At 60.1% G+C, this 15,033-nt stretch carries 17 protein-coding genes; 14 read left to right on the top strand and 3 right to left on the bottom strand.

Annotated features, from left to right (window positions below; all coding sequences use genetic code 11):
• Positions 1 to 25 precede the first annotated feature (25 nt).
• The gene (locus ACNY69_RS06290) at positions 26 to 235 is read right to left on the bottom strand and encodes a hypothetical protein (protein ID WP_199560047.1); all 210 of its coding nucleotides are present in this window, start codon (positions 233 to 235) and stop codon (positions 26 to 28) included.
• On the opposite strand from ACNY69_RS06290, the gene ccmA reads away from it, so the two are divergent.
• From ccmA to mlaA, 10 genes are all read left to right on the top strand, one after another.
• Positions 222 to 839, top strand: a complete 618-nt coding sequence (ccmA, locus tag ACNY69_RS06285; RefSeq protein ID WP_111141970.1) for a cytochrome c biogenesis heme-transporting ATPase CcmA — start codon at positions 222 to 224, stop codon at positions 837 to 839. The two genes, ACNY69_RS06290 and ccmA, sit on opposite strands and share 14 nt — an antisense overlap.
• On the top strand, positions 839 to 1,498 hold the full coding sequence (gene ccmB, locus ACNY69_RS06280) for a heme exporter protein CcmB (protein ID WP_367395667.1): 660 nt from the start codon (positions 839 to 841) through the stop codon (positions 1,496 to 1,498). Before ccmA ends, ccmB begins: the two co-directional genes overlap by 1 nt.
• Before the next feature lie 67 nt (positions 1,499 to 1,565).
• Positions 1,566 to 2,306, top strand: a complete 741-nt coding sequence (locus tag ACNY69_RS06275) for a heme ABC transporter permease (RefSeq protein WP_367395666.1) — start codon at positions 1,566 to 1,568, stop codon at positions 2,304 to 2,306.
• The gene (gene ccmD, locus ACNY69_RS06270) at positions 2,303 to 2,536 is read left to right on the top strand and encodes a heme exporter protein CcmD (protein ID WP_293772077.1); all 234 of its coding nucleotides are present in this window, start codon (positions 2,303 to 2,305) and stop codon (positions 2,534 to 2,536) included. The genes ACNY69_RS06275 and ccmD overlap by 4 nt, the downstream gene beginning before the upstream one ends.
• Positions 2,533 to 3,018 carry a cytochrome c maturation protein CcmE gene (gene ccmE, locus ACNY69_RS06265; RefSeq protein ID WP_111141974.1) on the top strand — a complete coding sequence of 162 codons (486 nt, stop codon included), beginning with the start codon at positions 2,533 to 2,535 and terminating at the stop codon, positions 3,016 to 3,018. Before ccmD ends, ccmE begins: the two co-directional genes overlap by 4 nt.
• Positions 3,015 to 4,973: a heme lyase CcmF/NrfE family subunit gene (locus ACNY69_RS06260; protein WP_418797611.1), complete on the top strand. Its 1,959-nt coding sequence runs from the start codon at positions 3,015 to 3,017 to the stop codon at positions 4,971 to 4,973. The genes ccmE and ACNY69_RS06260 overlap by 4 nt, the downstream gene beginning before the upstream one ends.
• Entirely contained in the window at positions 4,970 to 5,527 is a 558-nt protein-coding gene (locus tag ACNY69_RS06255; RefSeq protein WP_111141421.1) for a DsbE family thiol:disulfide interchange protein, read from the top strand. The genes ACNY69_RS06260 and ACNY69_RS06255 overlap by 4 nt, the downstream gene beginning before the upstream one ends.
• On the top strand, positions 5,524 to 5,979 hold the full coding sequence (locus ACNY69_RS06250) for a cytochrome c-type biogenesis protein (protein ID WP_199560032.1): 456 nt from the start codon (positions 5,524 to 5,526) through the stop codon (positions 5,977 to 5,979). Before ACNY69_RS06255 ends, ACNY69_RS06250 begins: the two co-directional genes overlap by 4 nt.
• Positions 5,976 to 7,187, top strand: a complete 1,212-nt coding sequence (gene ccmI, locus ACNY69_RS06245) for a c-type cytochrome biogenesis protein CcmI (protein WP_111141420.1) — start codon at positions 5,976 to 5,978, stop codon at positions 7,185 to 7,187. Before ACNY69_RS06250 ends, ccmI begins: the two co-directional genes overlap by 4 nt.
• 150 nt (positions 7,188 to 7,337) lie before the next feature.
• A complete protein-coding gene (gene mlaA, locus ACNY69_RS06240) occupies positions 7,338 to 8,102 on the top strand; it encodes a phospholipid-binding lipoprotein MlaA (protein WP_111141419.1) in 765 nt (254 codons plus the stop codon).
• Between the two features lie 92 nt (positions 8,103 to 8,194).
• On the opposite strand, the gene fadL is transcribed toward mlaA, so the two are convergent.
• A complete protein-coding gene (gene fadL / locus ACNY69_RS06235; protein WP_111141418.1) occupies positions 8,195 to 9,478 on the bottom strand; it encodes a long-chain fatty acid transporter FadL in 1,284 nt (427 codons plus the stop codon).
• A 357-nt stretch (positions 9,479 to 9,835) separates the two neighbouring features.
• On the opposite strand from fadL, the gene ACNY69_RS06230 reads away from it, so the two are divergent.
• From ACNY69_RS06230 to sixA, 4 genes are all read left to right on the top strand, one after another.
• Complete coding sequence (locus ACNY69_RS06230; protein WP_111141417.1) at positions 9,836 to 10,132, top strand: YfcZ/YiiS family protein; 297 nt, start codon at positions 9,836 to 9,838, stop codon at positions 10,130 to 10,132.
• A gap of 158 nt (positions 10,133 to 10,290) precedes the next feature.
• Complete coding sequence (fadI, locus tag ACNY69_RS06225; protein WP_418797608.1) at positions 10,291 to 11,601, top strand: acetyl-CoA C-acyltransferase FadI; 1,311 nt, start codon at positions 10,291 to 10,293, stop codon at positions 11,599 to 11,601.
• On the top strand, positions 11,601 to 13,697 hold the full coding sequence (gene fadJ, locus ACNY69_RS06220) for a fatty acid oxidation complex subunit alpha FadJ (protein ID WP_111141415.1): 2,097 nt from the start codon (positions 11,601 to 11,603) through the stop codon (positions 13,695 to 13,697). The genes fadI and fadJ overlap by 1 nt, the downstream gene beginning before the upstream one ends.
• A gap of 224 nt (positions 13,698 to 13,921) precedes the next feature.
• Positions 13,922 to 14,404, top strand: coding sequence for a phosphohistidine phosphatase SixA (gene sixA, locus ACNY69_RS06215; RefSeq protein ID WP_111141414.1), 483 nt, complete (start codon positions 13,922 to 13,924; stop codon positions 14,402 to 14,404).
• A gap of 31 nt (positions 14,405 to 14,435) precedes the next feature.
• Here the strand turns inward: sixA and smrB are convergent, their stop codons facing one another.
• Positions 14,436 to 14,984: an endonuclease SmrB gene (gene smrB / locus ACNY69_RS06210; RefSeq protein ID WP_111141413.1), complete on the bottom strand. Its 549-nt coding sequence runs from the start codon at positions 14,982 to 14,984 to the stop codon at positions 14,436 to 14,438.
• Between the last annotated feature and the right edge of the window lie 49 nt (positions 14,985 to 15,033).

Below are 15,033 nucleotides of genomic sequence, written 5' to 3'. Positions count from 1 at the left end.
GCTGCGTAATAAGCGTAGCCCTTTTTTATTTGCCGATAATGTTACGGCTGATGCGAATAAGCGTAACAACCTTTTTCAGAACTGCATTTTTATTCAGATGCCAGGCAATACCGCACGAATAAGCCGCTGAGAGCAAAACTGAGCGGTAGCTCACACTTCGGCCCGCAGCAACATTGTGGTAATATCCCGGCCACTTTTTAGCTGGTGTGACTCCCCCCTCGATGTTGGAAATCATTACGCTCACTTGTGCTTATGACGAACGTTCGCTGTTCCGTCGGCTCTCATTTCGCGTTTCCGCAGGTGACATTGTGCAGATTGAAGGGCCCAACGGGGCGGGCAAGACGTCGCTGCTGCGCCTGCTGGCGGGCCTGAGCCGTCCGGAGGAGGGTGAAATACGCTGGCAGCAGCAGCCGATTCAGCGGCAGCGTGAAACCTGGCATCAGGCGATGCTCTACCTGGGTCATCATCCGGGCATCAAAGGCGTGCTCACGCCACTGGAAAATCTGCGCTTTTATCATCCCGACCGCAGTGACGCACAGATCTTTGCGGCGCTGGAGGCGGTGGATCTTACGGGGGAGGAAGAGGTGCCGGTCAGCCGTTTATCCGCGGGGCAGCAGCGCCGCGTGGCGCTGGCGCGACTCTGGCTCAGCCCGGCGCGCATCTGGATCCTCGACGAGCCACTCACCGCCATCGACAAAGCGGGTGTTGAAAAATTAATGGCACAATTTGCCCGCCATGCCGATAACGGGGGCGCTGTGATCCTGACCACCCATCAGGATCTGCCTGCGGAGGCGGCACGGGTGCGCAAAATCCGTCTCGGCGATGAGGAGGCTGACTGATGCTGTTTCGCCTGATCCAGCGTGAACTGCGCATCGCCTTTCGTGGCGGGGCGGATGTAATTAATCCGCTCTGGTTTTTCCTGATCGTGATTACGTTATTCCCGCTGGGCATTGGACCCGATCCGCAGCAGCTGGCGCGCATCGCCCCGGGGGTGGCCTGGGTTGCCGCCCTGCTGGCGTCGCTGCTGGCGCTGGAGCGGCTGTTTCGTGACGACTTCAGCGATGGTTCGCTGGAGCAACTGGCGCTGCTGCCAACGCCGCTGCCGGTCATCGTCATCGGTAAAGTGATGGCGCACTGGCTGGTGACCGGCGTGCCGCTGATTGTCCTGTCACCGCTGGCCGCACTGCTGCTGTCGCTGGATATAAACGGCTGGTGGGCGATGGCGTTAACGCTGCTGCTGGGCACACCGACCCTCAGTTTCCTCGGGGCGATTGGCGTGGGACTGACCGTAGGTTTACGGCGCGGCGGTGTGCTGCTCAGCCTGCTGTTACTGCCGCTGGCGATTCCGGTTCTGATCTTCGCCAGCGCGGCGATGGAGGCGGCCAGTCAGGGATTGCCGGTCGGCGGTTATCTGGCGATTCTCGGCGCGATGCTGCTGGGCAGCGCCACGCTCTCGCCGTTTGCCACGGCGGCGGCGTTACGCATTACTTTGCAATAACCGGTGTGGGAGTAACGCGCGTAAAAGACGCGGCAACCCTTTTTTATCGTTAATGTGAGCACTTGATATGTGGAAAGCGTTACATCAGCTGGGCAGGCCCGAACGGCTCTATCAGTTGTCAGGGCGACTGGTGCCCTGGTTCGCCATTTCAGGGCTGGCGGCGTTGCTGCTGGGCTGGGTCTGGGGATTTGGATTTGCACCCGCTGACTATCAGCAGGGCGACAGTTTTCGCATCATGTACATTCATGTGCCCGCCGCGATGTGGTCGATGGGCATCTACGCCTCTATGGCCATCGCCGCTTTCATCGGCCTGGTGTGGCAGCTGAAAATGGCCGATCTGGTCTCTGCCGCGATGGCACCAGTGGGCGCGATCTTTACCTTTATTGCGCTGGTCACCGGGGCCGCCTGGGGCAAGCCGATGTGGGGCACCTGGTGGATCTGGGATGCACGCCTGACTTCGGAGCTGGTGCTGCTGTTTCTCTATATGGGCGTGATTGCGCTCTATCACGCGTTTGACGATCGCCGCACCGCAGGCCGGGCCGCGGGCGTTCTGATTCTGGTCGGCGTGGTGAATCTGCCCATCATTCACTTCTCGGTGCAGTGGTGGAATACCCTGCATCAGGGATCGTCGGGCATTCTCCAGCAGGCGATTGCGCCGGTGATGCGCACGCCGCTGCGCTGGGCCATCATCGGTTATCTGCTGCTGTTTGTGACGCTGACCCTGATGCGGCTGCGCAACCTGATTCTGTTAACGGAACGTCACCGCCCCTGGGCCCTGACGGTTGCAACACGGGGAGAGCAGGGATGACGCCAGCCTTTTCCTCCTTGCACGCCTTCTTTGCGATGGGGGGCTACGCCTTCTACGTCTGGCTGGCGGTGGCCTTCACGCTGCTTCCGCTGATCGGTCTGACGCTGCACACGCTGCTGCTGCGCCGCCGCCTGCTGGCTGAGATCCGCCAGCGCGAGGCGCGTGAACGTCGTATCCGGGCAGCAAAAACTAAAAAAGCCGCAGCTGAAGCGGCAGGAGAGAGATTGTGAATACCCGTCGACGCAACCGCCTCTATGCGGCGGTGGCGATTCTGCTCGGCCTTAGCCTGGCGACCGCGCTGGTGATGTATGCGCTGCGCTCAAACATCGATCTCTTCTATACGCCGGGTGAAATCCTCTACGGCAAAGGCGAGTCACACGAGAAGCCCGAAGCGGGCCAGCGACTGCGCGTGGGCGGCATGGTGATGCCGGGCAGCGTCCGGCGCGATCCGAAAACGCTGGCCGTCTCCTTCAAACTCTACGATGCCCGCGGCGTGGTCAGTGTCACTTTCGAGGGCATCCTGCCGGATCTGTTCCGGGAAGGGCAGGGCGTGGTGGCGCAGGGCGTTCTCACGGCGGGTAACCGGGTTGTCGCCAAAGAGGTGCTGGCGAAACATGATGAAAAATATACGCCGCCGGAGATCGAAAACGCGATGAAGAGTCATCCGGGTGACCCGCAGTCGCCTTACCTGGCAGGAAGTAAATCATCATGATGCCAGAAATTGGAACCTTTCTGTTCTGTCTGGCGCTGGGCCTCGCGCTGCTGCTGAGCAGCTATCCGCTGTGGGGGGCCGTGCGTCAGGACGCCCGCCTGATGGCGATGGCGCGACCGCTGGCCGGTGGCCTGTTTGTCTGCATCGCGGCGGCGTTTGCCCTGCTGGTCTGGGCCTTTGTCAGCAACGATTTTACCGTTGCCTACGTTGTCACCAACTCGAACAGCCTGCTGCCGGTCTACTACCGTATCGCCGCCACCTGGGGCGCACATGAGGGGTCGCTGCTGCTGTGGGTGCTGCTGCTCAGCACCTGGACACTGGCGGTGGCGATCTTCAGTCGCGGGATGCCGCAGGATGCGCTGGCGCGGGTGCTGGCGGTGATGGGGATGATCAACCTCGGCTTCCTGCTGTTTATCCTGCTGACCTCCAATCCCTTTGCCCGCACGCTGCCGGACTTCCCGATCGACGGGCATGACCTGAATCCGATGCTGCAGGATATCGGCCTGATCTTCCATCCGCCGCTGCTTTACATGGGCTACGTCGGCTTTTCCGTGGCGTTCGCTTTTGCCATCGCCTCGCTGATGGCCGGACGGCTGGACACCGCCTGGGCGCGCTGGTCGCGTCCCTGGACAACGGCAGCCTGGGTCTTTCTGACCATCGGGATTGTGCTCGGCTCTGCCTGGGCCTATTACGAGCTGGGCTGGGGAGGCTGGTGGTTCTGGGACCCGGTAGAGAACGCCTCCTTTATGCCGTGGCTGGCGGGAACGGCCCTGATACATTCGCTGGCGGTTACCGAAAAGCGCGGCACCTTCAAGGCCTGGACCGTGCTGCTGGCTATCACCGCGTTTTCACTCAGCCTGCTGGGCACCTTCCTGGTGCGCTCCGGTGTGCTGGTGTCGGTGCACTCTTTTGCCTCCGATCCGGCGCGCGGGATGTTTATCCTCGCGTTTCTGGTGATTGTGATCGGCAGTTCGCTGCTGCTCTACGCCATTAAAGGCGGTCAGGTGCGTGGCCGGGTGCAGAATGAGACCTGGTCGCGCGAATCGTTTCTGCTGGGGAACAACGTGCTGCTGATTGCCGCGATGCTGGTAGTGCTGCTCGGCACGCTGCTGCCGCTGGTGCACAAACAGCTGGGCCTGGGCAGCATTTCGGTCGGCGAGCCGTTCTTCAACACCCTGTTCAGCTGGCTGATGGCACCCTTTGCGCTGCTGATGGGGATCGGCCCGCTGGTGCGCTGGCGGCGTGGTGAGCCGCAGAAACTGGCTAAGCGCCTGGCGCTGGCGCTGGTCGTCACCCTGGCCTGTTCCATCATCATTCCGTGGTGGCTGCAGGATCGCATCGCGGCGATGAGCGTGGTGGGTCTGCTGATGTCCCTCTGGATTATCATCCTGACGCTGCTCGAACTGCACGAGCGCGCCACGCATCGCCATCGCTTCTTTGCCGGTTTACGGCACCTGTCGCGCAGCCACTGGGGAATGGTGCTGGGGCATCTGGGCGTGGGCGTCACGGTTATCGGCATCGCGTTCAGCACGCAATACAGCGTGGAGCGCGATGTCCGCATGAAGGCGGGCGACAGCATTGATATCCATCACTATCACTTTGTTTTCCGCGGCGTGCAGAATCTGCAGGGGCCTAACTACAGCGGCGGCATGGGGATCATCGAAGTCACCCGCGACGGCAAACCGGAAGCGACACTGCAGGCAGAAAAGCGCTTTTATACGGCTGCCCGCACCATGATGACCGAAGCAGCGATTGATGGCGGCTTCAGCCGCGATCTCTATGCGGCGCTGGGTGAAGAGCTGGATGACGGCGGCTGGGCCGTGCGCATCTACTACAAACCCTTTGTGCGCTGGATCTGGGCCGGTGGCGTGCTGATGGCGCTGGGCGGCCTGTTCTGCCTGTTTGATCCCCGTTACCGTTCGCGCAAAAAAGCCGAACGTGAGGAGCGGACGTGAACAAAAAAATTCTGTTTATTCCCCTGATGCTGTTTCTGCTGCTGGCGGCGGCGCTGCTGTGGCAGCTGACACGCAACGCAGAGGGCGACGATCCGACCCGTCTCGAATCTGCCCTGATTGGCAAGCCAGTGCCGCTGTTCCGGCTGGAAGCACTGGATCAGCCGGGCCAGACCTACGATCAGCGCGTGCTGACGGAGGGTAAACCGATCCTGCTGAACGTCTGGGCAACCTGGTGCCCGACCTGCCGCGCCGAACATCACTACCTGAACAGCCTGGCGGAGCAGGGGATTCGGGTGGTGGGACTGAATTACAAAGACGATCGTCAGAAAGCGGTGAACTGGCTGAACACGCTGGGGAATCCCTATGCGCTGAGTCTCTATGATGGCAACGGCATGCTGGGGCTGGATCTTGGCGTCTATGGCGCGCCGGAGACCTTCCTGATCGACGGCAAAGGCATTATCCGTTATCGCCACGCGGGCGATCTCAATCCGCGCGTCTGGGAGCAGGAAGTGAAACCGCTGTGGGTGAAATACAGCGCGGAGGCGGGATCATGAGAGCGCTGATAGTGATCTGCGGCCTGCTGTTCAGCTTCTCACTCTGGGCCGCCATCGACACGTTGCAGTTTGACTCGGTCGCGCAGGAGGAGCAGTACCGCGATCTGACCGCCTCGCTGCGCTGCCCGAAGTGCCAGAACAACAGCATCGCCGATTCCAATGCGATGATTGCTGCCGATATGCGCCTGAAGGTCTATCAGCTGATGAAGCAGGGCCAGAGCCGCCAGCAGATCATCGACTATATGGTGGCGCGTTACGGCAATTTCGTCAGCTATTCGCCGCCGGTCACCCCTGCAACGCTGATTCTGTGGGTAGGGCCTGCGCTGTTTGTGCTGCTGGGCGGCGCGGTGATTATCGTGCGCAGCCGTCAGCGCAAAACCCGCAGTGAGCTGAGTGAAGATGAACAACAGCGTCTTGATGCGCTACTGAAATCTGACAGGAAGCCGTCATGAGTGCATTCTGGATCACCCTTTTTCTATTACTGCTGGCGGCCTGTACGCTGTTTCTGGCCGCAGGCTGGCGGCAGCGTGAGGCCAGCCCGGGCGATCGCGACCGTCTTAACCAGCGTTTCTACCATCAGCGGGTTGAAGAGCTGGCACAGGATGAGGCGCAGGGCGTCGTTGCTGAGCGACCGCTGATGGAGCGTGAGCTGCAGCAGACGCTGCTGGCAGATATTCCGCCAGCAGAAGCCCAGGCCTCACACCGCAGCCACCGCTGGATTCTGCTGCCGGGCGTTGTCGTGCTGGTTGTGGTCTCGCTGGGCACTTATCTGAAAACCGGCGGCCTGGCACAATTCTCCGGCTGGATGCAGGTCCGGCAGGCGTATCCTGAACTGCGGGCTCGCCTGATGGACCCTGGCGCGAAACCGCTGAGCATGGAGGAGCTGGCGCGTCTGCAGCTCGGATTGCGTACCGCACTGCAGCAGGAACCGGATAATCTGGCCGACTGGACGATGCTGGGACGGCTCGGCATGGTGCTCAACAATGCGGAGATCGCCAGCCAGGCCTTTGAGCGCGCATTGCAGCTCGCTCCCAACGATCTGGCGCTGAAGCAGGATTATGCAGAGGTACTGACGCGATCTTCCGATCCGCAGGATAACCGTCAGGCGACCCTGCTGCTGCAATCGCTGCGCAAAGCGGATCCGCAGAATCTGCGCACGCTGAGCCTGCTGGCGTTTAACGCCTACGGGCAGCAGCAGTACGATCAGGCTATCGACGCCTGGCAGACGCTGCAGGGGCTGCTGCCAGCGGGCGATGCGCGCCATGCGATGATCGCCCGCAGTATCGAAAAGGCCCGGAGTGCGGCCGGACAGCAGGGGCGTCAGCTGGCGCTTAAGGTGACGCTGACGCCGCAGGCAGAAAAAATGTTACCGCAGGACGGAGTGTTGTATATTTCGGTTTCTGACGGGGTGTCACCGGTGCCGGTGGCGGTTAAACGCCTGCCGCTCAGCCACTTCCCGCTGGCGCTGACGCTGGATGACAGCAACGCCATGATGCCGGATCGTCTGCTTTCGGCGCAGCATCAGGTGGCGGTCCGGGTGCGGATCTCCCGCGACGGCAGCGCCACTCCTCAGCCGGGCGACTGGCAGGGCCAGAGCGCGGTAACGCCCTGGGACGGGCAGCAGCCGATAGCGGTAGAGATTAGCCAGCAGACCCCCTGATGAGGCTCTGCGACAACATTAATAACCACAGGTGCCATTGCCTGCTGCCTCTGGCACAAAGTCAGCTATGCTCATCGGGTAAGCCGCTTCGATACCCGGCCGTAACCTGAACGATGGGTAGACCTTTTTCATCCGCACAGGGAGATTGGAATGAATTTTCGCCTGACCAGCCTGGCTGTTGCCAGCGTCCTTCTGGTGGGTTGTGCCAGTTCAAAGCCGGCGAATAGCGATCCTGCTGAACGCAGCGATCCGTTCGAAGGCTTTAACCGCACGATGTTTAACTTTAACTACAACGTGCTGGACCCCTATCTGCTGCGTCCGGTAGCGGTGGCCTGGCGTGACTATGTGCCGGTCCCGGCGCGTACCGGCCTGAGCAACTTCCTGGGCAACCTTGAGGAGCCAGCCAGCATGGTCAACGCCATTCTGGTAGGGGATGGACGCGATGCGGGCATTCACTTTACCCGTTTCTTCCTGAACAGCGTGCTGGGCCTGGGCGGTTTCATCGACGTTGCCGGTAAAGCGAACCCGGCGCTGGCGCGTGAAGAGCCGCACCGTTTCGGGACCACGCTCGGCCACTATGGCGTCGGCTATGGCCCCTACGTCGAACTGCCTGCGTACGGCAGCTTCACGGTCCGTCAGGATGGCGGCGACTACGTGGATACGCTCTATCCGATCCTCGGCTGGCTCACCTGGCCGATGTCGATCGGTAAGTGGACGCTTGAAGGGATTGAGTCCCGTGCGCAGCTGCTGGATTCCGATGGCATCCTGAAACAGCAGCGCGACCCTTATGCCTTTATCCGCAACGCCTACTTCCAGCGTCACGACTTCCTGGCGCGCGGCGGTAAGCTGAAGCCGGAAGATAATCCTAACGCGGCGGCGATTCAGGATGACCTGAAGGATATCGACGCGCCGTAGTTGCAGGCGAGCAGGCTGCGGATCCGGTATGCGATCCGCAGCCATAAAAAAAGGGCGACTCATCCGGGTCGCCCTTTTTTTCATGCCGTCTGTCAGAACTTATAGTTAAAGTTTGCGCCGTAGAGCCACGCCTTACCTTCAGAGGTAAAGGTATAGGGGCCTTCTTTCACCGTCACTTTTTGTCCATGCATGTAAGAGATGCCTACATCCACCGAGGCATCATCGTTAAAGGCATAGGAGGTCCCGGCGCTCAGCCACAGGCGATCCTGGTCGGGAATGGAGATGGAACGCTTGTCGGCGGGCACCGGACTGTCGTCAAACGCGATACCGGTGCGGAAAGTCCAGTTTTTGTCGTAGGAGTAGGTGGTGCCCAGCGCGATGCGGTAGGCATCGTGGAAGCTCTCATCTTTATAGAACAGCGTCTGGCCATTCGATCCGGTCGCTTTCAGCTCCTGGAACTGACTCCAGCTGGTGTACGCCATGCTGTAGTGCACCGCCCACTGCGGCGCCACTTTATGCCAGCCCGACACTTCCCACATCTCAGGCAGATTCAGGGTCAACGCACCCGGAACGGTGGTGCCGCTGGTGCCATAAGGGATGCCGGTCACGGTCGGATTGTTCACCGCATTCAGGCGCGATGAGAGGCTGCTCTTATAATCGCCATCGAAATCGACTTTGACTTCTGAACGGTAGGTAAAGCCGAAGCGGTTATTCTCATCCACTTCATACAGGACACCGGCGTTCCAGCCGTAGCCCCACTCGTCGCCTTTCAGATGGGCCACCTGCGTGTCTGCCGGTACGCCCAGTCTCGCGCCGGATTCACCCGCATAACGTTCAATTTTAGCTTTCGCATAGACCGCATCAAAACCGACGCCTACGCTGAAATGTTCATTTAACCGGTAGGCGGTGCTCAGATTGAAGTTGCCGGTGACCAGGTCGGTCTTGCCGCCATAGCCGCCTGCGGTGTAACCATTATTAAACTCTGTTGCTAAGCCGTAGTTAGAGGTGGCTGACGCCCCGATCCACCACTGATCGTTAATAGGCTGAACGTAATGAATATTCGGCACCCACTGATTCGGGGCAATATTATTCGCATCCAGGCTGCGTCCGCTGGGACTGCGACCACTGATATTGACGTCCGGCGCAATATACACCGCACCGATAGAAAACTCGGGGCGATCCATTAACGCCATGGTTGCCGGGTTACGGCTGGCGGAGGCTGCCGTATCACCCATTGCCCCTTCGCCTGAATATGCGCGACCTAAACCAATCGAAGAGAACTCATTTAACTGAAACCCAGCTGCGTAAACGTGTGAAGAGACAAGCGCCACTGCAGCCGCCACGGCTGACTTTGCAAACAGGTTTTTATGGTTCATGACCACAACCTCATGTGAATTATTATTTAACGCTATAACGTCGCGTAACAAAGGACGGCGGATTGTAGGGACTGACGTAAAGCGCACATATCAGACCAGTGCGGAGAGTATAGGTCCGACCTGTGTGCAAGTTGCAATATTGTTTTTAAAATATTTCAGGTTTGATCGTTTAAAAGTCGATCTGCATAACAAAACTGACCTGATTCTGCACAGCATACCGATTCCAGTTTGTTCTGGATCAATTTTTATTGTGATATTCGTCACTTAGCGCCAGGCGCGTGGCACATCCTCAGGCAAGCAGGTAAAATTTCGGCCATAAAATCGCTCAACCACCCGATTGCGGGTCAGGAGAATGAAATGACTGATGCCATTAAAAAATGCAGTGCGAATGAAACCGCCGCCTGCTGTTGTGTCGATGTGGGTACGGTGATGGATAACACCGATTGCACCGCCAGCTGGTCTGAGTGGTTTGCCAGCCGCGCGGAAGCGGACGCTAAATTAGCGCAGCTGACCCGGCGCGCCCGCGAGGTAGAGTCGGAACCCTGTGTCATTGCAGCCCGCTTCAGCGACGTGAATCAGGGCGTGCAGCTCGACATCGATTTCACGTTCAGCTGCCAGGCAGAAACCCTGATTTTCCAGCTCGGTTTGCGCTAAATCCCCCGACGCCGCGTCACTGCGGCGTTTTTCATTTTCGTGTTTCTCTTCGCACTTTTTCCTTTCCGGTATTGGCGGCTCACCCGCTTGTGGTTAACACTGATCAGGTCAGACCTCTTCAGGCAATGATGCCACAGTCCCAGCCACAGGTGAGAACAATGAGCAAAGCGCAGCCGCTGCTGACGCGCGATGGTGAACGCATCGCAATAACCCACGGGTTACGCACCCCTTTTCTGCGCCAGGCGACCGGCTTTCATGGCATCCCCGCCATTGAGCTGGGGCGAATGGTGGTCAGCGAATTAATGGCGCGCAGTGAGCTGCCGCCGGAGGTTATCGAACAGCTGGTCTTTGGTCAGGTGGTGCAGATGCCGGAAGCGCCAAACATTGCGCGCGAGATTGTCCTGAGCAGCGGGCTCGGCGTGCAGACCGACGCTTACAGCGTCAGTCGCGCCTGCGCCACCAGTTTTCAGGCGGTTGCCAGCGTGGCGGAGAGCCTGATGGCGGGCACCATCTCGGCGGGCATCGCCGGTGGCGCGGACTCCTCGTCCGTGCTGCCGATTGGCGCCAGCAAAACCCTGGCGCGTGCGCTGGTGGATCTCAACAAAGCCCGCAGCGTCGGACAAAAACTGCAGATCCTGCGCCGTCTGCGCCCGCGCGATCTGCTGCCGGTGCCGCCCGCCGTGGCGGAGTACTCCACCGGGCTGCGGATGGGCGACACGGCAGAGCAGATGGCGAAAAGTCACGGCATTACGCGGCAAGCCCAGGATGCGCTGGCGCTGCGTTCTCATCAGCGTGCCGCCCGAGCCTGGCAATCCGGCGTTCTGCAGCAGGAGGTGATGGCAGCCTTTGTGCCGCCGTGGAAAAGCGCCATCGATCAGGACAACAATGTGCGCATGGACGCGAAAGCTGAAGACTACGCCCGGCTGCGTCCGGCGTTTGACCGTCAGCACGGCAGCGTCACCGCCGCCAACAGCACGCCGCTGACCGATGGTGCGGCCGCGGTGATTCTGATGCGCGAAGGCCGCGCCCGGGAGCTGGGCCTCAGCCCGCTGGGCTATCTGCGCAGCTACGCCTTTACGGCAATTGATGTCCAACAGGATATGTTGCTGGGGCCTGCGTATGCCTCGCCGCTGGCGCTGGATCGGGCCGGGGTCACGCTGGATGATCTGACGCTGATTGATATGCATGAAGCTTTTGCAGCCCAGACGCTGAGTAACCTGCAGCTGTTCCGCGATGAGCGCTTTGCCCGGGAGGTGCTGAATCGTCCGCATGCGCTGGGCGAAGTAAATGAAGAGCGCTTCAACGTGCTGGGCGGATCGATTGCCTATGGTCATCCGTTTGCCGCGACGGGCGCGCGCATGATCACGCAGACGCTGAACGAACTCCGGCGGCGCGGCGGCGGGCTGGGACTGGTCACGGCCTGCGCGGCGGGTGGTCTGGGTGCGGCAATGGTTCTGGAGGCCGAATAATGGAGCAGAAAGCGTTTCATCTGACGATGCGCGGCGATCACGTCGGCATCATTACTATTGATGTTCCCGGCGAGAAGATGAACACCCTGAAAGCGGAATTTGCCGCAGAGATCACGGCCATTATTGCGGAGGCGCGGCGCGATCCGCAGCTGGCGGGGCTGGTGCTAATCTCCGGTAAAACGGACAACTTTATCGCTGGCGCAGACATCAGCATGATCGACCGCTGCCAGAGTGCGCAGGAAGCCGAAGCGCTGGCAAAGCAGGGCCAGGAGGTGATGGCCGCCCTGGATGCGCTGCCGTTTCCGGTGGTCGCGGCGATTCACGGCGCCTGTCTCGGTGGCGGCCTGGAACTGGCGCTGGCGTGCGATGCGCGCATCTGCTCGCTGGATGATAAAACCCGGCTCGGGCTGCCGGAAGTACAGCTCGGCCTGCTGCCGGGGTCAGGCGGTACCCAGCGATTGCCGCGGTTGATCGGCGTCCGGCAGGCGCTGCCGCTGATCCTGACCGGCAAAAGCGTGCGGGCGAAGCAGGCGCGCAGGCTGGGGATCGTTGACGACGCCGTGCCCCGGTCGATTCTGCTGGAAACCGCCATCGCCAGGGTAAAGAAAGGCAAGGTCAGCGGACGAGCGCTGCCGCTGCGTGACCGTCTGCTGCAGGGTCCAGCCGGTCGTCAGGCGCTGTTCACGCTGGCGGCCCGCCAGACGGCCGCGAAAACCCAGGGTAACTATCCGGCGGCACAGCGCATCATCGATGTAGTGCGCACCGGGCTGGCGCAGGGCAGCCGGGCCGGTCACGAGGCGGAAGCGCGCGCCTTCGGTGAACTGGCGATGACGCCCGAATCAGTCGCACTGCGCGGGATTTTCTTCGCCACGACCGCCATGAAAAAGGAGCGGGGCGGAGAGGCGGAACCCGCCAGCGTCAGACATGTTGCGGTGCTTGGCGGCGGTCTGATGGGCGGCGGTATCGCCAGCGTCACCGCCATCCACGCCGGCTTGCCGGTGCGCATCAAAGATATCAGCCTGGAAGGGGTTAACCACGCGCTGAAAAGCAGCTGGGAGCTGCTGAGCAAAAAGGTCAGGCGACGTCAGATTACCCCGGCACAGCGTCAGCAGCAGATGGCCCGCATTACCGGCGGCATCGATTATCAGGGCTTTGCCCGGCGCGATGTGGTGATCGAAGCCGTCTTTGAGGATCTGGCGCTGAAGCAGCAGATGGTTCGCGAAGTGGAAGCACACTGCCAGCCCCATACGCTGTTTGCCTCCAACACCTCCTCGCTGCCGATTGCGGAGATCGCCGCAGGTGCGCAGCGCCCGGAGAATGTGATCGGGCTGCACTACTTCAGTCCGGTAGAGAAGATGCCGCTGGTGGAGGTGATCCCCCATCTCAATACCTCCACCGCGACGCTGGTGACCACGGTGGCACTGGCGCGCAGCCAGGGCAAAACGCCTGTTGTGGTGGCGGACAAGCCTGGCTTTTATGTTAACCGTATCCTGACGCCCTACATCAATGAGGCGATGCGTTGTCTGCTGGAAGGGGAGCCGATCGACCATATCGATCGCGCGCTGGTGAAGGCCGGGTTCCCGGTAGGGCCGCTGCAGTTGCTGGATGAGGTCGGTATCGACGTTGGCAGTAAAATCAGCCCGATTCTGGAGCAGGCTTACGGTGAACGCTTTGCCGCGCCCGCCGCGTTTGATGCGGTGCTGAAGGATGGGCGCAAAGGCCGTAAAAACCGCAAAGGCTTCTATCGCTATGACCAGCCTCGCTGGCAGCGTAAAAAACCTGATGCTTCGCTCTATGCGCTGCTGAAGGTGACGCCGCAGGCCCGTCAGAGCGAAGCGGAGATTGCGGAACGCTGCCTGATGATGATGCTCAATGAGGCGGCTCGCTGTCTTGATGAACAGGTGATTCGCTGTGCCCGCGATGGGGATATTGGCGCGGTGTTTGGCATCGGTTTTCCGCCTTTCCTGGGCGGTCCGTTCCACTACATCGACCGGCTGGGGGCGGCAGAAGTTGTTAACCGATTAACCCGGCTTACGCAGCGTTATGGCGACCGGTTTACCCCCTGTGACGCGCTGATTCAGGCGGCCAGAAAATAGACGAAATTTTACATTTCTGCTGAAAGTGGAATAACCAACCCAATTCAGCGGGTTAGAAATGCGCCGCCAGAGTGTGCGGCGCAGCATGATTCTGAGAAGTGCTTATTTAATAAACAACCGGTTGACTATACTGAAGTCATTAGGGTAAAACACAGCGTTCACTCGCAGAGTGAAGAGTCTGGCGCGACGCGCCGGGCGATATCGACAAACAACAGCGGTGCTTTATGCAAGTTTTTATCATGCGTCACGGCGATGCGGCTCTGGAAGCAGCCAGTGATTCTGTCAGGCCTTTAACCTTATGTGGCTGCGATGAATCCCGTCAGATGGCTCACTGGCTGAACAGCCAGACGCCGGAAATTGAGCGTGTCCTGGTGAGTCCCTATTTACGCGCGCAGCAGACGCTCGCTACCGTGCGTGAAGCCTTCTCCCTGCCTGAAAATCAGGATGTGCTGCCGGAGTTAACGCCGGGTGGCGATCCCGAACGCGTCGGCTGCTATCTGCAGATGCTGGCGAACGAAGGCGTGAAATCGGCTCTGGTGATCTCACACCTGCCGCTGGTTGGCTATTTAGTCTCTGAGCTCTGCCCGCAGGAAGCACCGCCGATGTTTGCCACGTCTGCGATCGCCTGCGTAGAGTTTGACCCTGCAGAGCATGCCGGCAAACTGCTCTGGCAGGTCAGTCCGAAAAAGCTGGCCAAAGCTATCTGATCCCGCCGGGCCGCTAACACCGGCCCTCTTCTTAAGGCAACACGGGCGGTTGCCACTCCTCAATTTCAATCAGCACCAGCAGCGCGGCGTCGCCGCCGAACAGTTTCGGTGCCTGATGAAAAGCCATCACCCACGGATGCTGGGCCAGCCAGAGCGGCGTCTGCTGCTTCAGAATATGTTTTCCATGACCGGTCATAACGCTGGCGCAGAACAGATGTTCACGGCGGCAGGCGGCGATCAGAGCGCCCAGCTCCTGCTTGGCCTGCTGCTGTGTCAGGCCGTGCAGGTCGAGGAAAATTTCCGGCGTGTAGTCGCCGCGACGCAGTTTTTTCAGCTCAAAGTGGCTGACGTCGGCGCGCACATAGCGGGTTGCGCCTTCGGTCGACAGCAGCGGCTGAAACTCATCCGAGAAGTAGTGGCTGTTGTCCGCCTGCTCTGAAAGCAGACGTTTTATCGGCACCTGGCGCGTTTTTACTGGCGCTTTATGGACAAAAGTGTCCTGTTTTAACTGACGCGTGCCAGTCATTAACTGGCGAAACAGCGCCTGATCATCCGGGCTTAAGGGCGTTTTTTTACTCATGGCAGGTCAGTCATATCAGAAAAGGCTGTCACACAGCAGAGCCGATACC

The sequence above is a fragment of the Pantoea graminicola genome (genome assembly GCF_048452665.1).
Classification (GTDB): Bacteria; Pseudomonadota; Gammaproteobacteria; order Enterobacterales; family Enterobacteriaceae; genus Pantoea.
Note: the sequence above shows the minus strand (reverse complement) of the source record. Positions and strands in the feature narration are given on the sequence as shown.